This window comes from Phycicoccus sp. Soil802 (assembly GCF_001429605.1).
Classification (GTDB): Bacteria; Actinomycetota; Actinomycetes; order Actinomycetales; family Dermatophilaceae; genus Pedococcus.
Window position 1 is genome coordinate 162,637 of sequence record NZ_LMSS01000007.1, and the last position, 20,178, is coordinate 182,814.

At 69.4% G+C, this 20,178-nt stretch carries 27 protein-coding genes; 3 read left to right on the forward strand and 24 right to left on the reverse strand.

What is annotated here, in order from left to right; all coding sequences use genetic code 11:
* Positions 1-55: 55 nt before the first annotated feature.
* Positions 56-1,780: an ABC-F family ATP-binding cassette domain-containing protein gene (locus ASG91_RS17690; RefSeq protein ID WP_056923973.1), complete on the reverse strand. Its 1,725-nt coding sequence runs from the start codon at positions 1,778-1,780 to the stop codon at positions 56-58.
* 190 nt (positions 1,781-1,970) lie between these two features.
* On the opposite strand from ASG91_RS17690, the gene ASG91_RS17695 reads away from it, so the two are divergent.
* Positions 1,971-2,837 (forward strand): hypothetical protein, encoded by an 867-nt coding sequence (locus ASG91_RS17695; RefSeq protein ID WP_157606418.1) that lies wholly within the window; start codon positions 1,971-1,973, stop codon positions 2,835-2,837.
* A 30-nt stretch (positions 2,838-2,867) separates the two neighbouring features.
* On the opposite strand, the gene ASG91_RS17700 is transcribed toward ASG91_RS17695, so the two are convergent.
* On the reverse strand, positions 2,868-3,521 hold the full coding sequence (locus tag ASG91_RS17700) for a TetR/AcrR family transcriptional regulator (RefSeq protein WP_056923975.1): 654 nt from the start codon (positions 3,519-3,521) through the stop codon (positions 2,868-2,870).
* Between the two features lie 44 nt (positions 3,522-3,565).
* Between ASG91_RS17700 and ASG91_RS17705 the strand changes: the two genes are divergently transcribed.
* Positions 3,566-4,165 carry a cupin domain-containing protein gene (locus ASG91_RS17705; RefSeq protein WP_056923976.1) on the forward strand — a complete coding sequence of 200 codons (600 nt, stop codon included), beginning with the start codon at positions 3,566-3,568 and terminating at the stop codon, positions 4,163-4,165.
* Here ASG91_RS17705 and truA read toward each other — a convergent pair.
* Positions 4,162-5,043, reverse strand: coding sequence for a tRNA pseudouridine(38-40) synthase TruA (gene truA / locus ASG91_RS17710; RefSeq protein WP_082594297.1), 882 nt, complete (start codon positions 5,041-5,043; stop codon positions 4,162-4,164). The genes ASG91_RS17705 and truA overlap by 4 nt on opposite strands.
* A gap of 64 nt (positions 5,044-5,107) precedes the next feature.
* Between truA and ASG91_RS17715 the strand changes: the two genes are divergently transcribed.
* The gene (locus ASG91_RS17715; RefSeq protein WP_235545758.1) at positions 5,108-6,301 is read left to right on the forward strand and encodes an MFS transporter; all 1,194 of its coding nucleotides are present in this window, start codon (positions 5,108-5,110) and stop codon (positions 6,299-6,301) included.
* Between the two features lie 134 nt (positions 6,302-6,435).
* On the opposite strand, the gene ASG91_RS17720 is transcribed toward ASG91_RS17715, so the two are convergent.
* The 21 genes from ASG91_RS17720 to rplN all read right to left on the reverse strand — a co-directional run bounded on the left by ASG91_RS17720 (position 6,436) and on the right by rplN (position 20,169).
* Positions 6,436-8,502, reverse strand: a complete 2,067-nt coding sequence (locus ASG91_RS17720; protein WP_235545760.1) for an acyltransferase family protein — start codon at positions 8,500-8,502, stop codon at positions 6,436-6,438.
* 184 nt (positions 8,503-8,686) lie between these two features.
* Entirely contained in the window at positions 8,687-9,424 is a 738-nt protein-coding gene (gene rplQ / locus ASG91_RS17725) for a 50S ribosomal protein L17 (RefSeq protein ID WP_056923977.1), read from the reverse strand.
* Between the two features lie 69 nt (positions 9,425-9,493).
* Positions 9,494-10,528 (reverse strand): DNA-directed RNA polymerase subunit alpha, encoded by a 1,035-nt coding sequence (locus ASG91_RS17730; RefSeq protein ID WP_056923978.1) that lies wholly within the window; start codon positions 10,526-10,528, stop codon positions 9,494-9,496.
* A gap of 151 nt (positions 10,529-10,679) precedes the next feature.
* Complete coding sequence (gene rpsD / locus ASG91_RS17735) at positions 10,680-11,288, reverse strand: 30S ribosomal protein S4 (RefSeq protein WP_056923979.1); 609 nt, start codon at positions 11,286-11,288, stop codon at positions 10,680-10,682.
* 35 nt (positions 11,289-11,323) lie between these two features.
* The gene (gene rpsK, locus ASG91_RS17740; protein ID WP_056923980.1) at positions 11,324-11,728 is read right to left on the reverse strand and encodes a 30S ribosomal protein S11; all 405 of its coding nucleotides are present in this window, start codon (positions 11,726-11,728) and stop codon (positions 11,324-11,326) included.
* On the reverse strand, positions 11,728-12,105 hold the full coding sequence (gene rpsM / locus ASG91_RS17745) for a 30S ribosomal protein S13 (protein WP_056923981.1): 378 nt from the start codon (positions 12,103-12,105) through the stop codon (positions 11,728-11,730). Before rpsM ends, rpsK begins: the two co-directional genes overlap by 1 nt.
* 236 nt (positions 12,106-12,341) lie before the next feature.
* A complete protein-coding gene (gene rpmJ / locus ASG91_RS17750; RefSeq protein WP_010148647.1) occupies positions 12,342-12,455 on the reverse strand; it encodes a 50S ribosomal protein L36 in 114 nt (37 codons plus the stop codon).
* Positions 12,456-12,531: 76 nt separating this feature from the next.
* Positions 12,532-12,753 (reverse strand): translation initiation factor IF-1, encoded by a 222-nt coding sequence (gene infA, locus ASG91_RS17755; RefSeq protein ID WP_006946284.1) that lies wholly within the window; start codon positions 12,751-12,753, stop codon positions 12,532-12,534.
* Between the two features lie 235 nt (positions 12,754-12,988).
* A complete protein-coding gene (gene map / locus ASG91_RS17760; RefSeq protein WP_056923982.1) occupies positions 12,989-13,831 on the reverse strand; it encodes a type I methionyl aminopeptidase in 843 nt (280 codons plus the stop codon).
* Complete coding sequence (locus tag ASG91_RS17765) at positions 13,831-14,406, reverse strand: adenylate kinase (RefSeq protein WP_056923983.1); 576 nt, start codon at positions 14,404-14,406, stop codon at positions 13,831-13,833. Before ASG91_RS17765 ends, map begins: the two co-directional genes overlap by 1 nt.
* On the reverse strand, positions 14,406-15,719 hold the full coding sequence (gene secY / locus ASG91_RS17770) for a preprotein translocase subunit SecY (RefSeq protein WP_056923984.1): 1,314 nt from the start codon (positions 15,717-15,719) through the stop codon (positions 14,406-14,408). The genes ASG91_RS17765 and secY overlap by 1 nt, the downstream gene beginning before the upstream one ends.
* 159 nt (positions 15,720-15,878) lie before the next feature.
* A complete protein-coding gene (gene rplO, locus ASG91_RS17775; RefSeq protein WP_056923985.1) occupies positions 15,879-16,364 on the reverse strand; it encodes a 50S ribosomal protein L15 in 486 nt (161 codons plus the stop codon).
* 2 nt (positions 16,365-16,366) lie between these two features.
* Complete coding sequence (rpmD, locus tag ASG91_RS17780) at positions 16,367-16,549, reverse strand: 50S ribosomal protein L30 (protein ID WP_056924254.1); 183 nt, start codon at positions 16,547-16,549, stop codon at positions 16,367-16,369.
* Positions 16,546-17,202 carry a 30S ribosomal protein S5 gene (gene rpsE / locus ASG91_RS17785; protein ID WP_056923986.1) on the reverse strand — a complete coding sequence of 219 codons (657 nt, stop codon included), beginning with the start codon at positions 17,200-17,202 and terminating at the stop codon, positions 16,546-16,548. Before rpsE ends, rpmD begins: the two co-directional genes overlap by 4 nt.
* A 40-nt stretch (positions 17,203-17,242) precedes the next feature.
* The gene (gene rplR, locus ASG91_RS17790; RefSeq protein WP_056923987.1) at positions 17,243-17,617 is read right to left on the reverse strand and encodes a 50S ribosomal protein L18; all 375 of its coding nucleotides are present in this window, start codon (positions 17,615-17,617) and stop codon (positions 17,243-17,245) included.
* A 3-nt stretch (positions 17,618-17,620) separates the two neighbouring features.
* On the reverse strand, positions 17,621-18,157 hold the full coding sequence (gene rplF, locus ASG91_RS17795) for a 50S ribosomal protein L6 (RefSeq protein WP_056923988.1): 537 nt from the start codon (positions 18,155-18,157) through the stop codon (positions 17,621-17,623).
* A gap of 11 nt (positions 18,158-18,168) precedes the next feature.
* Entirely contained in the window at positions 18,169-18,567 is a 399-nt protein-coding gene (gene rpsH, locus ASG91_RS17800; protein ID WP_056923989.1) for a 30S ribosomal protein S8, read from the reverse strand.
* Between the two features lie 78 nt (positions 18,568-18,645).
* On the reverse strand, positions 18,646-18,831 hold the full coding sequence (locus ASG91_RS17805) for a type Z 30S ribosomal protein S14 (protein ID WP_035902511.1): 186 nt from the start codon (positions 18,829-18,831) through the stop codon (positions 18,646-18,648).
* A gap of 1 nt (position 18,832) precedes the next feature.
* Positions 18,833-19,432, reverse strand: a complete 600-nt coding sequence (gene rplE, locus ASG91_RS17810; protein ID WP_056923990.1) for a 50S ribosomal protein L5 — start codon at positions 19,430-19,432, stop codon at positions 18,833-18,835.
* A 5-nt stretch (positions 19,433-19,437) separates the two neighbouring features.
* Positions 19,438-19,797 (reverse strand): 50S ribosomal protein L24, encoded by a 360-nt coding sequence (gene rplX, locus ASG91_RS17815; protein ID WP_056923991.1) that lies wholly within the window; start codon positions 19,795-19,797, stop codon positions 19,438-19,440.
* 3 nt (positions 19,798-19,800) lie between these two features.
* Entirely contained in the window at positions 19,801-20,169 is a 369-nt protein-coding gene (rplN, locus tag ASG91_RS17820; RefSeq protein ID WP_056923992.1) for a 50S ribosomal protein L14, read from the reverse strand.
* Positions 20,170-20,178: the final 9 nt, after the last annotated feature.

Below are 20,178 nucleotides of genomic sequence, written 5' to 3' on the forward strand. Positions count from 1 at the left end.
AAGGCAATGTATTCCCGCCCGGCCCGCAGCGCTCGCCGAGAACGACGGGTCCGGCTCAGCGGGCGCGGGCCACCCGGCCCTCGTCCCAGACCGGCTCGTCCGACTCGTAGACCCGGCCGTCCGACCCGAACACCAGGAACCGGTCGAAGCCCCGCGCGAACCACCGGTCGTGGGTCACTGCGATGACGGTGCCCTCGAACGCCTCGAGGCCCTCCTCGAGCGCCTCGGCCGAGTGCAGGTCGAGGTTGTCGGTGGGTTCGTCGAGCAGCAGGCAGGTCGCACCCGACAGCTCGAGCAGCAGGATCTGGAACCGCGCCTGCTGGCCACCGGAGAGCGAGTCGAAGGTCTGCTCGCTGGCTCGCGCCAGGCCGTAGCGGTCCAAGACCCGGGCGGCCTCCTCGCGGGGCCGTCCGGCGCGGTGCTCGTCGCCCCGGTGCAGGATCTCGAGGAGCGTGCGGTCGACGAGGGCGGGCTGCTCGTGCGTCTGGGCGAACCAGCCCGGCCGCACCCTCGACCCCAGGCGCAGCCGACCGGTGTGGGTCACCGAGACCGGCTGGAGGTCGCCGACCGGGCGGTGCTCGGCGTCGGGGTCGCTCCCACCGGCCGCCACGAGGCGCAGGAAGTGCGACTTGCCCGAGCCGTTGCTGCCGAGGACCGCGACTCGCTCCCCGAACCAGATCTCGAGGTCGAACGGCTTCATCAGTCCCCCCATGGCGGGAGAAAGCGTGCCATCGGGAGGTGACCCCGCCTTCAGCTCAAGCCGCTCGGCGATGACGGCGCGCTTGGCGGTGCGACCACCCTTGAGCCGCATGTTCACGTTCTGCCGCAACGGCGTCTCCTGCGGTGGGCCGGCCTCCTCGAACTTGCGCAGGCGGGTCTGGGCGGCGTGGTAGCGGGGCGCCATGCCGTCGTTGTACTTGGCCTTGACCTTGAGCATCTGTACCAGGTCCTTGATCTTCTGGTGCTCCTCGTCCCAGCGCCGGCGCAGCTCCTCGAGGCGGGAGTTCCGGTCCTCCCGGGCCTGGTGGTAGGTCACGAACCGCCCCGGGTGGACCCACAGGGTCGAGCCGGCACCCCCGGGTTCGAGGGTGGCGACCCGCGTCGCGACCCGGTTGAGCAGCTCCCGGTCGTGGCTGACGAACAGCACCGTCTTCGGCGAGGCGATGAGCTGCTCCTCGAGCCACCGCTTGGCCGGCACGTCGAGGTAGTTGTCCGGCTCGTCGAGCAGCAGCACCTCCTCGGGCCCGCGCAGCAACGCCTCGAGGACGACCCGCTTCTGCTCCCCGCCCGACAGGGTGGTGACCTTGCGCCACTGGGCCTTGTCGAACGGCATACCGAGGGCTGCCACGGTGCAGACGTCCCACAGGGTCTCGTAGTCGTAGCCACCCACGTCGCCCCACGCGACGAGGGCGTGCGCGTAGGCCATCTGGTCGGCCTCGCTGTCGCGCTCCATCATCAGCATCTCGGTGCGGTCGATCTCGGCGGCGGCCTCGCGCACCGGCTCCGGCGCGACCGACAGCAGCAGGTCGCGCACGGTCGAGTCGTCGCGCACCGAGCCCACGAACTGCCGCATCACCCCGAGGCCGCCCGAGCGCGTCACCGCGCCCTCGTGGGCCACGAGGTCACCGGCGATGATCCGGCCCAGCGTCGTCTTACCCGTGCCGTTGGGACCGATGAGGGCCACCTTGGCGCCCTCACCCACGCGGAGGGAGACCTCGCTCAGCAGGGGCCGGCCGTCCGGCAGCACGAAGCTCACGGTGTTGATGTCGAGGTGTCCCACGGGGTCAAGGGTGCTGCACGCGACCCCCGCCCGTCATCTCAGTTGTCTGGCGGCCAACGCCGGACGAAGGGACTAGACGAAGGTAAAGGCTTGTCAAAGTTGGCAGGGAGCACCGGTCCAGACCCCCGACCATGGAAACCTCACCCCGAAAGGACATCCCGTGCCCCGCTCTGCCTCCCCCCTGCGCCTCATGGCTATGGTCGCCCTCGTGGCGATCGTCGGTGCCGTCGGCGTGACGGTGGCAGGCCAGGCGATGGCTGCCCCGGAGGTGGACCGCACCGGTCGGCCGGCCGCTGCGCGAGCCATGTGGGTCTGGGACACGTCCGACCCGCAGGCGGTCGTCAGCCTCGCCACGGCTCGGGGCATCGGTCAGCTGTATGCCGCCGTCCCCCCGCACGTGGACGGCTCACCGAAGCTCGCCGAGCTCCAGCAGCTCGTCGCCCTGGCCGACGCCGCGGGGCTGCGGGTCGACGCGCTCGGCGGCGACCCGGGCTGGGTCGACAACCCCACGTGGGTGGTCACCAACTGGCTCCAGCCGGCGCTCGCCACCGGGCTGTTCACCGGGGTCCACGTCGACATCGAGCCCTACACGACCCCCGCGTGGACGAAGAACCGCAAGGCCGTCATCAAGAAGTACCTCACGACCCTCGACACGCTCGGCGCCGCCGCCGCAGCAACCCCGATCGAGGCGGACATCCCGTTCTGGTTCGACGAGATCGCCGCGAACGGCTCCACGCTGGACCGCGAGATCATGCGTCGCACCGACGCGGTCACCGTGATGGCCTACCGCAACACCGCCGACGGGACCGACGGCACGATCGCCCTCGCCTCGGCCGAGCTGGCCGCGGGCGCACTGCTCGGCCGCCCGGTGCGGGTCGGTCAGGAGACGAACTTCCTCGGCGCCGACCCGACGGAGGTCAAGCAGACCTTCCACGGCATGACGCTGGCGCAGATGGACGCCCAGCTCGCGCTCGTGCGGGACGCGTTCTCGGGCTCCCCCGCGTTCGCGGGGCTGGCGATCCACGACTCGGTCGGCTACGCGGCCGTCACCGGCTGACCGGTCCCCCCGGACTTCCTCCGCTGGGGCTCAGGGCCTCTCGGGCTCCAGGAGCAGGCGGCACCACAGGTCCTCGAGCAGGTCGGCGTAGCGCTGGGCCGACCAGCCGCGCGAGCGGAGCAGCAGCCAGTAGTCGGGTGAGTTGGTCGACCAGATCAGGTCGGCCACCTCGTGGTCGGTGAGGTCTGCCCGCAGGTCGCCCGTCGCGCGCAGGTCGGCGGCCAGCAGCAGCATGTTGGCGGCCCGGCGGTCCATCACCATCGCCCAGGCCGAGGCCGAGGCGGGGTCGGACTCCCCCGCCCTGCGCAGAGCCTCGAGCAGCGGGGCGGTGCGCGGCACGAGCGTCCGCAACGCCGCGGCATACACCGCGAGCTTGTCCCGGCCGGTGCGGGCGGCCTGCACGGCCCGCACGTAGTCGCGCTCCTGGGCGGGCACCGGCTCGTCGCTGGAACCCAGCACCATGTCGACCACGGCGACCGCCAGCTCGGGCTTGCGCCCCACGCTGGTGTAGACGGTGTCGACCGAGACGCCGGCCGCAGCCGCGACCATCGCCACGGTCGTCGCCTCGTAGCCGTGCTCGGTCAACAGGTCCTTGGCTGCGCGCAGGACGGCGAGCCGGGTGCGCTGTGCCTGCTCGGCGCGCAGCGTCGACCGGTAGGTGCGGGTCTTGACGGGCTTGGTCATCGGGCCTACCTTAGCAATATTCGTCCGAAGATGATTCGGATGAAATGGCTGGGCCCGACGACGGGTCGGGAGCCGTGGCCCGGATGCAGCACGAGGAGCGTCAGATGAGCGAGCTCGGGACGACCGCCATGACTCCCACCACCGACCATGGCCCCGGGGTGGTCCACCGGCCGGCGGGCACGGGACGGGGGACGTGGGCGATGGGCTCGTTGTTCGAGCACCTCCTCACTGCTGACGAGTCGGGCGGGCGACTCGGCGTCGCGATCGTGACCCAGCCCCCCGGCATCGCCACCCCGCTGCACCGGCACACCCGTGAGGCAGAGGCCTTCTACCTCCTCGACGGCGCCATGACCTACCGCGCCGGGGACGAGGTCTTCCACCTCACGGCCGGTGACTTCATCTGGCTGCCGGCGATGCTGCCCCACGCCTTCCGGGTGACCGGCGACCGGCCGGTCCGGTTCCTGGGCCTCACCGACCCCGGGCACCTGTTCGACCTCTACGACGAGGTCGGGCTGCCTGCGCTCGAGCACCGGCTGCCGGGAGCGGATGGTCGCCCGATGCCCGAGGAGATCGCCCGGTGGAACGTCGTGGGCCCGCGGTACGGGCTCGAGGTGGTCGGACCGCCCCTGCCCGAGGGCTCCTAGCCCCTCCGCTCGCCCAGGGTGCGCACGGCCCGCGCCTCGTCCGCACGGGAGGCCAGCCCGGTGTCGTCGGGGTAGGTGACCTCCTCCAGCGACAGGCCGTGGGGTGGCATGACGGTGACGCCGGTGTCTCTGACGGCGGCGCGCATCACCTCGGCGGGCCACTCGACCGAATGGCGCCCCTCGCCGACCGGCAGCACCGCCCCGACCAGCGACCGCACCATCGAGTGGCAGAACGCGTCGGCCACGACGGTCGCCTCGAGGGTGCCGTCCGCGGCCCTGCGCCACGAGTAGTCGAGCAGCGTGCGCACCGTGGTGGCGCCGTCCCGCTTCTTGCAGAACGCGCCGAAGTCGTTCAGCCCCAACAGTTTCTGCGCCGCGGAGTGCATGGCCTCGACGTCCAGCTCACGCTTGGTGAGGACCGTGTCACGTCGCCGGAGCGGGTCGGCCGTCGCGGGTCGGTCGCACAGTCGGTAGAGGTAGCGGCGCTGCAGCGCCGAGAACCGCGCGTCGAAGCCCGCGGGGGCGACGCCCACCGCCCGCACGCCGATGTCTGCGGGGAGTATGCCGCGCAGTCGCGACAGCGCCGCTGCCTCGGCGGAGCGCTCCGACCGACCGCGCAGGGCCGCCCAGGCCGACGGGTCTGCGTCGAGGTGAGCCACCTGTCCGCGGGCGTGCACGCCGGCGTCGGTGCGCCCCGCCACGGTGAGGCGCACCGGTTCGCTGGAGCGCAGCAGGGTGGTCAGGGCGGCCGAGAGCTCCCCCTCGACGGTGCGCAGACCCGGTTGGGCCGCCCAGCCGGAGAAGTCGGTGCCGTCGTAGCCGAGGTCGAGGCGGATCCGCAGGGGCGCGGTCGGCTCCACGCCCTGCTCGTCGTCCATCCCGCCAGCCTAGCCACGGGCACGGCTCCGACGATGCCGGCCGGCGGTCTGCCAGAGTGGGCGGGTGAGGATCGCCACCACCGCGGCGCCGACCGCTGCCGGGCTGGCCCGGCACCGCGCGGCCGTCGCCGCCGCCTTCGCCGTCCAGGGCCTGCTGTTCATCTCCCTGACCACCCGGCTGCCGAGGTTGCAGGACCGGTGGGACCTGTCGGAGCTGTTCGTCTCCGGGCTCCTGCTGATGGTCGTGCTGCTGGCCGGCGCCGGGTCGGCCCTGGCCGAGCTGGCCGCCACCCGCCGGGGCAGTGCCACGACGTTGCGGGTCGGGTTCGTCCTGCAGGCCTTCGGGTTGGCCGCGGTCGCCGGGGCGCCACAGCGGGGTGTCTTCGTGGGCGGGCTCGCCGTCTACGGCCTGGGCCTCGGCGTGGTGGACGCCGCCTCCAACATGCAGGCGGTGGCGGTCGAGCACCGCTACGGCCGCACCATCCTGCCGTCGTTCCACGGCGCCTGGACGGCGGGCGGGATCGTCGCGACCGTCGTCACGATCGCGGTGACGCAGGTCGGCCTGCTCGCCGGTTTGCTGCCGTTGTGCGCCGTGGCGCTCATCCTGCTGGCCGCCCCCCTCCTGCCCGCGAGCGCCGACCCGCCGGTGACGACCGCGCCCGGCCTGGACGTCCCGTGGCGCAAGATCCTCCTGCTCGGTGCCGCGATGGTGCTCTTCTACATGGTCGACACCGCCGCGACGACCTGGGGGCCGGTCTTCCTCAAGTCGGTCCACGACGCCCCCGACTGGCTGCTTCCCCTCGCCACCCTCCCCTACCTCGTCGCCAGCCTGGCCACCCGGCTCGCCGGTGACGCCGCGGTCGCCAGGGTCGGGGCCGTGTCCCTGCTCCGCGGCGGTGCGGTCGTGGCGTGCGGGGCCCTGGCCGTCATCGTCTTCTCCCCCTCGTGGTGGGTCGCCGTCCTCGGGTTCACCATCCTCGGTGGCTCGGTGGCCGTGATCGCGCCGTTGTCCTTCTCCGCCGCCGCGGTGGTCGCCGGAGGCGGGCTCGACCCCGAGGCGCGACGGGCGCGGGTGGATGCGGTGATCGCCCGGTTCAACCAGTTCAACTACGTGGGAGGGCTGCTGGGCGCGGTCCTGACCGGCGTGGTCGGGTCGCAGTCACTACGGCCGGGGTTCGCCGTACCCATGGTGCTGATCCTGGCCATCCTCCCCCTCGCCGGCGCCTTCCGCACCGAACCGGCGACCCGGCACACCTGACCGGCGCACCCGCCACCCGCAGGTGTGGCAGACCGCCCCCACTTCTGGCCACCAGCACCTCACCAGACCCTCAGAACCGCCATCCCGTGAGGCACCAGTGGCAACAAGTCGGGGTGGGGCGGGCCGGGGTGGGGTCAGCCCGGCCACCCTCCAGACGCGCGCAACCGGGCGGCGAGCACTGGAGCCAGCGTCGCGGCATACGTCTTCGTGAGGTGGTTGTCGTCGAGGTAGACCCAGACGTTCCCCACCGAGGGTGGGCACTGCTCGTCAGGGCAGATGTGGTCGGTCAGGTCGACGATGGTGAGCCCTCGGACCCCCGCCAGTGCGGCCGCAGGGTCGACGGGAGCGAGCTTGGCGGCGACCGGCGCGCCACAACCGGCCTCGTCCCCCTCGCGGAGCGCGCAGTTCACCACTCCCCCGTGCCAGCGCGGGTTGTCGCGCAGCCCGACGACGGAGATCCCCCGGGTCGTGAGCTCGAGGACGGCTGCCTGGTAGCCGGTCACCAGCCGTTCCGCGGCGGTGGTGGGGTGCGCCGCGGTCGCCACCGTCACCACGCTGTCAGGACGGTGGTCGGTGAGGTATTCCATCGCCTCGCGGTTGAAGGCCGCGCACGCACCCGAGCGGGTCTGGGCGTCGCCGAAGCTGCAGGCGCCCTTGAGCAGCGAGACCAGGCGCCAGTGGTTGCTCCTGGCCAACGGCAGCAGCGTCGCCAACCACTGCTCGGCATGGGAGTCACCGACGACCACGATCGTGCGCCGGGCCGGGCCACTGGGCTCGAACACCCGACAGCTCAGCCCACCGTCGGGCGCCCAGGCACCCCCGCAGGGATCGGGCAGCGACGCGAACTCGCCACGCAGCGCCGTGGACGCCGGCAGTCGGTCCCGCTGCGGGAGCGGGATGACCGCGGCGGCCGCCCCCACAGCCCGGGCACCCGGGTGGCGGGGGTCGAACGCGCCGCTGGCCACCGCATCCGCGCGGGCGGCCTCACCGTGCAGCTGCAGCAGGCCGACCCCGCAGAAGGTCAGAGCCGTGCCGACGATGCAACCCAGCAGCACGGCTGAGCGCCACGGTGCGGTGTCCGGCCAGGACCGCCCGCGCAACGGTCGCTCGACCCCGCGACCGAGCCCGACCGCCAACACGCCGGAGACCATCACCACGCCGAGGCCGTCCACCACGCCCGCCCCGGGCCGACCCGACCACGCGAGCCACAGCACGAGGACCGGCCAGTGCACGAGGTAGAGCGCATAGGCGTAGCCGCCGACCCCCACGAGTGGTCGGCTCGACAGCAGCCGGTCGACACCGAGCGGGTGCCCGGTGCGTCCCGCCGCGATGATGGCGGCTGCGGAGAGCAGCGGCCACAGCGCGAGGTAGCCGGGGAACGCGTGGGTCACCTGCAGCACCAGCCCGCAGCTGACCATGCCCGCCAGCCCGACCCAGCCCAGCGGCACACCCAGCGACCCCGGCACCCGCAGCCGCGCCAGCCCGAGCGCCAGCAGCGTCCCGAAGGCGAACTCCCACAGCCGCGCCCCGCCGTCGAAGTAGGCGAAGGCCTGCCGCTGCGACGTCGTGTGCACCGAGTAGGCCAGCGACAGGACGAAGACCACCCCGAAAAGTGCCGCCACGAGCGGCCGCAGGGCCACGCCGGTGCGACGGGCCACGACCCCCGCACCCACGAACAGCAGCGGCCACAGCACGAAGATCTGACCCTGCAACGACAGCGACCAGAAGTGCTGGAGCGGGCTCGCCACGCCCTGGTCGGCCGCGTAGTAGTCGACGGCCCGATGGGCGAGCAACCAGTTCTGGACGTAGCCGAGCGTGGCCAGGCCCTCCTGCAGGAGGTCGCCCCACCGGGTCGGGGGGAGCACCACGAAGGAGACGGCCAGGGTCGCGACCAGCACCACCACCGCAGCCGGGACCAGGCGTTGGAAGACGTGCAACCAGTGTCGTCCGAGCGAGATCCGCTGCCCGGCCTCGAGCCGGCGCACGAAGCTGCCCGACATGAGGAAGGCCGAGATCAGCAGGAAGATGTCGATCCCGCCGGAGACCCGGCCGAGCCACACGTGGTAGCCGACCACCATGAGGACGGCCAGGGCGCGGAGCCCCTGCACCTCGGGGCGGTAGGGCGAGCCGGTTGACCGGACGGCCGGGGCCTCGACGTCAGGGGCCCGGACGGTGTCCGGGCGTGGTGGGGCAAGGGTCACCCCGTCATCCGACCGCCTCCAGGTGGCGGTGCGGTGACCTCGCCACGGCCAAGGGGTGAACCGCAGCGGTCACCGCCGGACGGGTGCCGCCCGTGCCGCACCGAACCCCGAGGCGCCGGGGACGACGAGGGCCGCTCACCCCATGGGGTGAGCGGCCCTCGTCGGTGCCGGGTGGCTGCCTGGGTCAGGCGCCGGCCTTCTCGAAGCCAGCGGCCTCGGCGTCGGCGGCGGACTTGAACCAGAACTCCGCGTGGGTCTGGTCGTACCACTGGCCGTCGGGCTCGTGGAACTTGCCGGAGTCGGCGTTGCCCTTGACGGTGTACTCCGCGTCGGGGGACGAGCCGTCCTCGTTCGCGGCGATGGCACCGGCCGGGACCTCCTTGGCGGCAGCCTCGGTGGTCTCGGTCTCGGTCGCCTCGGTGGACTCAGTCGCCTCGGTGGTCTCCTCGGCCTTGGCGTCGTCCTCCGCAGCCTTGGTCTCGACCGCAGCCTGCTTGGCCTCGGCCTGCTTGGCGGAACGCTTGGTGGCGGCCTCCGCCTCCTTGACCGTCGCCTTCTTGGCCAGCGGCTCGCGGACGAGCTCGATCACGGCCATGGGGGCGTTGTCACCCTTGCGGGCGCCGATCTTGGTGATGCGGGTGTAGCCGCCGGGGCGCTCGGCCATGTCGGGCGCGATCTCGGTGAAGAGACGGTGCACGACGCCCTTGTCGGAGATGACCGACAGGACGCGACGACGGGCGTGGAGGTCACCGCGCTTGGCGAACGTCACGAGACGCTCGGCCAGCGGGCGCAGGCGCTTGGCCTTGGCCTCGGTGGTGGTGATCGAGTCGTGCTCGAACAGCGAGCTGGCCAGGTTGGCCAGGATCAGGCGCTCGTGAGCCGGACCGCCGCCGAGACGGGGACCCTTGGTGGGGGTAGGCATGGTTCAGGTTCTCCTTGGTGTGTGACCTGCCGGCACCGCGGACGGTGCCGACTGGTCAGCGGCGGTTGGTCAGAGCTGCTCGTCTTCGGCCAGGGCGCGGCCGTCGTCAACGAAGTCGTCGTCGTAGTCGCCGTAGTTGTCGGCGATGGCGGACGGGTCGAACCCGGGCGGGCTGTCCTTGAGGGCCAGGCCCATGCCGACGAGCTTGGCCTTGACCTCGTCGATCGACTTCGCACCGAAGTTGCGGATGTCGAGCAGGTCGGCCTCGCTGCGTCCGACGAGCTCACCCACGGTGTGGATGCCCTCGCGCTTGAGGCAGTTGTAGGACCGGACGGTGAGGTCGAGGTCCTCGATCGGCAGCGCCAGGTCGGCAGCCAGGGCGGCGTCGGTCGGCGACGGGCCCATGTCGATGCCCTCGGCCTCGACGTTGAGCTCGCGGGCCAGGCCGAACAGCTCGACCAGGGTCTTGCCGGCGGAGGCCATGGCGTCGCGGGGGGCCATCGAGTTCTTGGTCTCGACGTCGACGATCAGCTTGTCGAAGTCGGTGCGCTGCTCGACACGGGTCGCCTCGACCTTGTAGGTCACGGCGAGCACCGGCGAGTAGATGGAGTCGACCGGGATGCGGCCGATCTCCTGGTCGCCGGACTTGTTCTGGTTGGCCGAGACGTAGCCGCGACCGCGCTCGACGGTCAGCTCCATCTCGATCTTGCCCTTGCCGTTGAGCGTGGCGATGTGCAGGTCGGGGTTGTGCACCTCGACGCCGGCCGGCGGAGCGATGTCCGCGGCGGTGACGGCGCCCGCACCCTGCTTGCGCAGGTACATGACGACCGGCTCGTCGTGCTCCGAGGAGACGACCAGGCCCTTGATGTTGAGGATGATCTCGGTGACGTCCTCCTTGACCCCGGGGATCGTGGAGAACTCATGCAGCACGCCGTCGATGCGGATGCTGGTCACGGCTGCGCCGGGGATGCTCGAGAGGAGCGTGCGGCGCATGGAGTTGCCGAGCGTGTAGCCGAAGCCGGGCTCGAGGGGCTCGATGACGAAGCGGCTGCGGTTGTCCGCAACGACGTCTTCGCTGAGTGAGGGGCGCTGTGCAATGAGCACGGGTGTTTCCTTTCTCTTCGGCGACCGCTATATGACGCCGATGATGTGCCGGTCCGACCGGCTGTCCATGCCACCTCTGTCTGCGGCGTGGACCACAACGCTTCGGTATGCCGCGCGCACGAGCGCGCCCGCGGCATACCGAAGCTCGTTGTCAGTTCTTCGAGTAGAGCTCGACGATCAGCTGCTCCGTGAGGATCGTGTCGATCTGCGCACGCTCCGGGAGCTGGTGGATCATGATCTGCAGCGTGCCCGGGACGACCTGGAGCCAGGCCGGGGTGGGGCGCTCGCCGAAGGTCTGGCGAGCCAGCTCGATCGGGAAGGTGTTCACGGACTGCTTGCGAACGGTGATGATGTCGTACTGCTCGACGCGGTAGGACGGGACGTCAACGCGCACGCCGTTGACCTCGAAGTGGCCGTGCGTGACGAGCTGGCGAGCCGCACGACGGGTGCGGGCCAGGCCGGCGCGGTAGACCACGTTGTCCAGGCGGGACTCGAGGATCTGCAGCAGGGTCTCACCGGTCTTGCCAGAGCGGCGCGAGGCCTCCTGGTAGTAGCCGCGGAACTGCTTCTCCATGACGCCGTAGGTGAAGCGAGCCTTCTGCTTCTCCTGCAGCTGGGTGAGGTACTCCTTCTCCTGCATCCGGCGACGGCCGTGCTGGCCGGGCGGGAAGGGACGGAGCTCGAAGTTCTTGTCGCCGCCGACGAGGTCGACCTTGAGGCGACGCGACTTCTTGGTGATGGGGCCGGTGTAACGAGCCATGAGTTTTCTCTATCTCCCTGTTCTTTACCGACGGCTCAGACGCGACGGCGCTTGGGCGGACGGACACCGTTGTGCGGCGAGGGGGTGACGTCGCTGATGGCGCCGACCTCCAGGCCGGTCGCGGTCAGGGAACGGATGGCGGTCTCACGACCGGAGCCGGGGCCCTTGACGAAGACGTCGACCTTGCGCATGCCGTGCTCCATCGCGCGACGGGCAGCAGCCTCGGCGGCCATCTGAGCGGCGAACGGGGTGGACTTGCGCGAACCCTTGAAGCCCACCTGGCCGGCAGAGGCCCAGGCGATGACGGCACCAGAGGGGTCCGTGATCGAGATGATCGTGTTGTTGAAGGTGCTCTTGATGTGAGCGTGCCCGTGGGCGATGTTCTTCTTTTCCTTGCGGCGCACCTTCTTGGCGCCGGCCGTACGAGCCTTGGGAGGCATTACTTACCAACCTTCTTCTTGCCGGCGACGGTGCGCTTGGGGCCCTTGCGGGTGCGCGCGTTGGTCTTGGTGCGCTGACCGCGCACAGGCAGGCCACGGCGGTGGCGCAGACCCTCGTAGGAGCCGATCTCGACCTTGCGGCGGATGTCGGCGGCGATCTCGCGACGGAGGTCACCCTCGATCTTGACGTTCGCCTCGAGGTGGTCGCGGAGGGCGACCAGCTCGGTGTCGGTCAGGTCGCGGACGCGCGTGTTCGGGTTGACACCCGTCGCGGCCAGGGCCTGCTGGGAGCGGGTACGACCCACTCCGAAGATGTAGGTGAGAGCGATCTCGACGCGCTTCTCGCGCGGGAGATCCACACCAACAAGACGTGCCATCTTGTGTGTTTCCTTTGTTTCACCGGAGGTCTGGAGCAGTACCGTTCCGGGCTGCTTCCCGAAGCTTTCCTCGGGGCACCGGTCCTCGGCCTCCGGGCCGGGGGTGACGTCCTGGGCTGCGTCGACGACGCTGCTCTCAGGGGCCGGGTACTGCGGTCGATTCACTTGTCTGCGCTTCTCGAAGAGATGCGAGTCGTGCTGGGCGAGTCCCGAACCCGGGCCTCAGGTGGAGCTGGTCAGCCCTGGCGCTGCTTGTGGCGCAGGTTCTCGCAGATCACCATGACCCGGCCGTGACGGCGGATCACCTTGCACTTGTCGCAGATCTTCTTGACGCTCGGCTGGACCTTCATAGCCTCTGCTTCAGTCGATCTGGCACTGTCGCTCCGGGCGGACCGACAGGTCTAACGGGTGGTGCTGGTCGTGCGTCTAGCGGTAGCGGAAGACGATCCGGCCACGGGTCAGGTCGTACGGGCTGAGCTCCACCACCACGCGGTCCTCGGGGAGGATCCGGATGTAGTGCTGACGCATCTTGCCCGAGATGTGAGCGAGAACCTTGTGACCGTTCGTGAGCTCGACCCGGAACATTGCGTTCGGGAGAGCCTCGACGATCGTGCCCTCGATCTCGATGACACCGTCCTTCTTGGCCATATCCTCCACAATCTGTCGTCGTGGCGCCCCCGGCTGGGGCGCACACACGAATACGGCACGCGAGGTCGCGCACCGACAGATCAGTCTACGCCAGGACTGCCTGAGCACGAAATCGCGCTCCAGGACCCCCAATCACGCGACTTCTGGCCACCCATGGCGCACCAGGACGCCGAATGCGGCGTCAGGTGCTGCACCAGTGGCCAGAAGTGCGGGGAAGGAGCGTGCGGAAGGGGGGTCAGGCCAAGGGGGCGTATGCCGCGCCGGCGGCTTCCAGCCGCTCCTTGCCGCCGTCGAGGGCGGTCAGCACCCACAGCCCGGCGTCGGTGACGGCCACGGTGTTCTCCCAGTGGGCCGCCCTGGACTTGTCGTTGGTCACGACGGTCCAGTCGTCCTCGAGCACGGTGGTCTCGGCGCTGCCGAGGGTCACCATCGGCTCGATCGCCACGGTCACCCCGGAACGCACCGTGGGACCGCGGTCTCGGACGCGGTAGTTCGGCACCTGGGGGTCCATGTGCATCTCGGTGCCGATGCCGTGGCCGACGTAGTCCTCGATGATCCCGTAGTCGTGCCCGTCGCGCTCGCCAGAGGCGACGATGCTGTCCTCGACCCCGGCGCCCACGGCATACAGCGACTCCCCCACGGTGAGCGCGGCGATGCCGGCCCACATGGAGTCCTCGGTCGCGTCGATCAGGGCGAGGTCCTCGGGGCGCCCGGCGTCGCGGCCGCCCACGATGACGGAGATCGCGGCGTCGCCGTGCCAGCCGTCCACGATGGCCCCGCAGTCGATCGAGATGAGGTCACCTTCGGCCAGCACCCGCGAGCCGGGGATGCCGTGCACGACCTCGTCGTTGACCGACGTGCACAGCGAGCCGGTGAACCCGTGGTAGCCGAGGAACGACGGTGTCGCCCCACACCCACGGATGTGCTCCTCGGCCAGCTCGTCGAGCTGCTTGGTGGTCATCCCCGGACGGACCGTCTGGGCCATCAGCTGGAGGGTCTGACCGACCACCAGACCAGCCTTGCGCATGCGCAGGATCTGGTCGGGGGTCTTGGTCTCGATGCGGGACCTGCCGAACATCAGGATCGAGCAACCCCTTCGAGGGCTTCGGAGATGCGGGTGAAGACGTCGTCGACCGACCCCATGCCGTCGACCTGCACGAGCAGGCCGCGGGCGGAGTAGACCTCGGTCAGCGGGGCGGTCTCGCGACGGTAGATCGCCTGGCGCTCGCGGATGACCTCTTCGGTGTCGTCCTCGCGTCCCTCGATCTCGGCCCGCTTGAGCAGCCGCTGGACCACGGCCTCTTCGTCCACGGTCAGCTCCAGGACGGCACCGAGCGCGTGGCCGTGCTCGGCCAGGATCGCGTCGAGCGTCTCGACCTGGGCGGCCGTGCGCGGGTAGCCGTCGAGCAGGAAGCCCTGCTCGGCGTCGTCCTCGAACAGCCGGTCGCGCACGATCGCGTTGGTGATCTCGTCGGTGACGTAGCCACCGGACGCGAGCACCTCCTTGACCTGCAGACCGAGGGGGGTCTCGTTCTTGATGTTGGCGCGGAAGATGTCGCCGGTCGAGATCGCCGGGATGCCGAACGTGTCGGCGATCTTGGCCGCCTGCGTGCCCTTACCGGCACCGGGCGGACCCAGGATGATCAGACGCATTACCGAAGGAACCCTTCGTAGTGCCGCTGCTGCAGCTGCGACTCGATCTGCTTCACCGTCTCGAGGCCGACGCCGACGATGATCAGGATGGAGGTGCCACCGAACGGGAAGTTCTGGTTGGCGCCGACGAGCTTCAGTGCGATGAGCGGGATCAGCGAGACGAGGCCGAGGTAGATGGCCCCTGGAACGGTGATGCGGGTGAGCACGTAGTCGAGGTACTCGGCCGTGGGTCGCCCGGCGCGGATACCTGGGATGAAGCCTCCGTAGCGCTTCATGTTGTCGGCCACTTCCACCGGGTTGAACGTGATCGACACGTAGAAGAACGTGAAGAACAGGATCAGCGCGATGTAGGTCGCCATGTAGATCGGGTGGTCGCCGCGCACCAGGTGCGCGTCGATCCAGGTCACCCAGCCGGGCTGGTCGCCGGTGGTGGACCTGTTGAACTGTGACAGCAAAGAGGGCAGCGCGAGCAGCGACGAGGCGAAGATCACGGGGATGACGCCGGCCATGTTGACCTTGAGCGGGATGTAGGTCGAGGTCCCGCCGTACATCTGGCGGCCGACCTGGCGCTTGGCGTACTGCACCGGGATGCGGCGCTGGCTCTGCTCGACGAACACGACCAGGGCGATGATGAGGAAGCCGAGCAGGATGACGCCGATGAAGACGTCCCAGCGGCCGTCCTGCTGCTGGATCGCCCAGAGCGAGCTGGGGAACGAGCTGGCGATCGAGGTGAAGATCAGCAGCGACATGCCGTTGCCGATGCCCTTGTCGGTGACCAGCTCACCGAGCCACATGACGACGCCGGTGCCGGCGGTCATCGTGAGCACCATGATGACCAGGGTCGGGATCGACTCGTCGGGCAGGATGCTCGTGCAGTTCGGGCCGAACAGCGCGGACGGGTTCTGGGCGAACGTGATGAGGGTGGAGGACTGCAGGACCGCCAGGCCGATGGTCAGGTAGCGGGTGTACTGCGTCATCTTCGTCTGGCCCTGCTGGCCCTCCTTCTTGAGGGCCTCGAACCGCGGGATGACCACGGTGAGGAGCTGCACGATGATGCTCGCCGTGATGTACGGCATGATCCCGAGCGCGAAGATCGACAGCTGCAGGAGGGCGCCACCACTGAAGAGGTTGGCCAGGCCCAGCACGCCGGTGGTCGCGTCAGCACCCTTGATGCAGGCCTGCACGGCGGTGTAGCTCACGCCGGGGACGGGCACGTGCGAGCCGAGCCGGAAGACGACGACGATCGCGAGGGTGAACAGCAGCTTCCTGCGCAGGTCCGGCGTCTTGAACGCACGGGTGAAGGCGGTGAGCACAGGTCCTCCTGGTGACGCGGGCCCGTGGGGCCACGCGATGATGATGGTCAGGCAATCCTACGAAGGCTACCCCGGGTGACGGCTGGGGACAGCAAACGGGGTATGCCGCGCGCTCACCTCAGCGGTGAGCCCGCGGCATACCCTGTCGTTCTGGCGTGGTCAGGCGGAGGTGACCGAGCCGCCAGCGGCTTCGATCTTCTCCTTGGCGGTCGCCGAGAACTTGTCAGCGGTCACGTTGACCTTGACGGTGATCTCGCCGGTGCCGAGAACCTTGACCGGGGAGTTGTCGCGGACCGCACCCTTGGCCACGAGGTCGGCGATGGTCACATCGCCACCCTCGGGGAACAGGGCCGACAGCTTGTCCAGGTTGACGACCTGGAACTCCACGCGGAACGGGTTCTTGAAGCCACGGAGCTTCGGGAGACGCATGTGGAGCGGCATGGCGCCACCCTCGAAGCGCTCCGGGACCTGGTAGCGGGCCTTGGTGCCCTTGGTGCCGCGACCGGCGGTCTTGCCCTTGGAGCCCTCACCGCGACCCACGCGGGTCTTGGCGGTCTTGGCACCCGGGGCGGGACGCAGGTGGTGCACCTTGAGGGCCGTGCCCTCAGGAGCGGCAGCGGCCTTCGCGGCCTTCTTCTCTGCCATGGTCAGTCAACCTCCTCGACAGCGACCAGGTGGGTCACTGTCTTGACCATCCCGCGGATCTCGGGACGGTCCTCCTTGACGACGACGTCGCCAATGCGCTTCAGACCGAGGCTGCGCAGCGTGTCACGCTGGTTCTGCTTGCCACCGATCTCGGAACGGGTCTGGGTCACCTTGAGACGCATCAGGCACCTGCCTTCGCAGCTTCGCGACCGGCAGCCTGGGCGCGCAGCATGGCGGCCGGGGCGACCTGGTCGACCGGGAGGCCGCGGCGGGCAGCCACTTCCTCCGGACGCTCGAGACCCCGGAGGGCCGCGACGGTCGCGTGGACGACGTTGATGGCGTTGTCCGAGCCGAGCGACTTGCTCAGCACGTCGTGGATGCCGGCGCACTCGAGCACCGCGCGCACCGGACCACCGGCGATGACACCGGTACCGGGAGCGGCGGGGCGGAGCATGACGACACCGGCAGCGGCCTCACCCTGGACGGGGTGCGGGATGGTGCCCTGGATGCGCGGGACCTTGAAGAACTCCTTCTTGGCCTCCTCGACACCCTTGGCGATCGCCGCGGGAACTTCCTTGGCCTTGCCGTAGCCGACGCCGACGGTTCCGTCGCCGTCGCCCACGACCACGAGGGCGGTGAAGCTGAAGCGACGACCACCCTTGACGACCTTGGACACGCGGTTGATGGTCACGACGCGCTCGACGTAGGCGCTCTTCTCGGCCTGGTCGCGGCCGCCGTCACGACGGTTGTCGCGGCCACCGCGGCGGTCGCCGCGCTCACCACGAGCTGCGTCGCCGCCAGCAGCGGCACCAGTGCCTCGACGCTGGGGTCCGGGCATCAGATGTTCCTCATCTCAATAACAGTTTCGGTCACGGTGCTCACAGGGCCAGTCCACCCTCGCGGGCGCCCTCGGCGATGGCCGCGACGCGGCCGTGGTACTTGTTGCCACCACGGTCGAACACGACGGCCTCGACACCGGCGCTCTTGGCGCGCTCGGCGAGCAGCTCGCCCACCTTGCGGGCCTTGGCGGTCTTGTCACCCTCGAACGAGCGCAGGTCCGCCTCCATGGTGGAGGCCGACGCCACGGTCTTGCCGATGGTGTCGTCGACGATCTGCACGAAGACGTGGCGCGAGGAGCGTGACACGACCAGGCGCGGACGCACGGTCGTACCAGTCACCTTCTTGCGCAGGCGCAGGTGGCGACGGCCGCGTGCAGCGGACTTGCCCTTGGCGCGCTTGACGATCATTGCCATGGCTTACTTACCGGCCTTTCCGACCTTGCGACGGATCTGCTCGCCCGCATAGCGAACGCCCTTGCCCTTGTACGGGTCGGGCTTGCGCAGCTTGCGGATGTTCGCAGCAACCTCGCCAACGAGCTGCTTGTCGATGCCCTGGACCGCGAAGCGGGTCGGGTTCTCGACGGCGAAGGAGATGCCCTCGGGGGCCTTGACGGTGATCGAGTGGCTGTAGCCGAGCGCGAACTCGAGGTCGCCGCCCTTGTTGGCCACGCGGTAACCCGTGCCGTGGATCTCCAGCTTCTTCTCATAGCCCTCGGTCACACCGAGCACCATGTTGTTGATGAGCGAGCGGGTCAGGCCGTGCAGGGCACGGGACTGGCGCTCGTCGTTGGGGCGCTTGACCTCGAGGTCAGCGTCGCCCTTCTCGACCGTGATCGGCTCGGCCACGACGTGGCTGAGCTGGCCCTTGGGGCCCTTCACCGTGACGGACTGGCCGTCGATGGTGACCTCGACACCGCTCGGGATGGCAACTGGGAGTCGTCCGATACGCGACATGTCGAATCCCCTTACCAGACGTAGGCGAGGACTTCCCCGCCCACGCCCTTGGCTTTGGCCTGGCGGTCCGTGAGGAGACCAGACGAGGTGGAAAGGATCGCCACGCCGAGACCGCCGAGAACCTTGGGCAGGTTCGTCGACTTGGCGTAGACACGCAGACCGGGCTTGGAGACACGGCGCACGCCAGCGATGGAACGCTCGCGGTTGGGGCCGTACTTCAGCTCGATGGTCAGCGTCTTGCCGACCTCGGCGTCCTCGACCTTCCAGGAGGCGATGTAGCCCTCGGCCTGGAGGATCTCGGCGATGTGGGACTTCAGCTTGGAAAACGGCATGGAGACTGCGTCGTGGTGCGCCGAGTTGGCGTTCCGGACGCGGGTCAACATGTCCGCAATCGGGTCAGTCATGGTCATGGGCTTCTCCGGCCCTCTCTCACCGTGGTTTCACTGCGTCTGCAGCGACCTGCGATGTAAGGATGAAATCGGTGGGTATTACCAGGAGCTCTTGGTGACGCCGGGCAGCTCGCCGCGGTGTGCCATCTCGCGAAGGCAGATGCGGCAGAGCCCGAACTTGCGGTAGACCGAGTGCGGTCGGCCGCAGCGCTGGCAACGGGTGTAGCCACGCACCTTGAACTTCGGCTTCTTGTTGGCCTTGTTGACCAGGGCGGTCTTCGCCATGTCAGTTCTCCTTGAAGGGGAAGCCGAGCGCCTTGAGCAGTGCGCGGCCCTCGTCGTCGTTGGTGGCGGTCGTCACGACGGTGATGTCCATGCCACGCACGCGGTCGATCCGGTCCTGGTCGATCTCGTGGAACATCGACTGCTCCGTGAGGCCGAAGGTGTAGTTGCCCTTGCCGTCGAACTGCTTGGGCGACAGGCCGCGGAAGTCACGGATACGGGGCAGGCCCACCGACACGAGGCGGTCGAGGAACTCCCACATCCGGTCGCCGCGCAGCGTGGTGTGCGCACCGATCGGCATGCCCTCGCGCAGCTTGAACTGCGCGATGGACTTGCGGGCCTTGGTGACCAGGGGCTTCTGGCCGGTGATGGCCGAGAGGTCCTTGATCGCGCCCTCGATGAGCTTGGCGTCCTTGGCGGCGTCACCAACACCCATGTTGACGACGACCTTGACCACGCCGGGAACCTGCATGACGTTCTCGTAGCCGAACTGCGTGAACAGCTGGCCCTTGATCTCGTCCGCGTAGCGCTGCTTCAGGCGCGGCGTCACCGCTGCGGAAACTTCGGTCTGGGGCTTGCTTGAGGTGATTGCGGTTTCGGTCATGTCTCTCACAGGTCCTTGCCCGAGCGCACCGCGACACGGGTGCGGACGGTCTTGGTGCGGCCGTTGCGCTCGACGGTCTCGACGCGGGTCTTGATCCGGGTGCCGACCTTCTTGTCGTCCGGGTCGACGACCGCGACGTTGCTGACGTGGATCGCAGCTTCCTGGACGACCAGGCCACCGGTGCGGCTGCCGCGAGCGGTCTGGCCGGCCTTGGTGTGGCGGGTCACGCGGTTGACGCCCTCGACGAGCACGCGCTCGGTCTCGGGGTAGACGGCGATGACCTTGCCGATGCTGTTGCGGTCCTTGCCGGTGAGCACCTTGACGGTGTCACCCTTCTTGATCTTCATCTTCTTCTTGTCAGCCATGGGTCAGAGCACCTCCGGCGCCAACGAGATGATCTTCATGAACTTCTTCTCACGCAGCTCGCGGCCCACGGGGCCGAAGATGCGGGTGCCACGGGGGTCCCCGTCGGCCTTGAGGATGACGGCGGCGTTCTCGTCGAACTTGATGTACGACCCGTCACCGCGACGGCGCTCCTTGGTGGTGCGCACGATGACAGCCTTGACGACGTCGCCCTTCTTGACGTTGCCGCCAGGGATGGCGTCCTTGACTGCGGCGACGATGACGTCACCGATGCCGGCGTAACGACGACCCGAGCCACCGAGGACACGGATGCAGAGGATTTCCTTTGCACCAGTGTTGTCGGCGACGCGCAGTCGCGACTCCTGCTGGATCACTTCTAACTC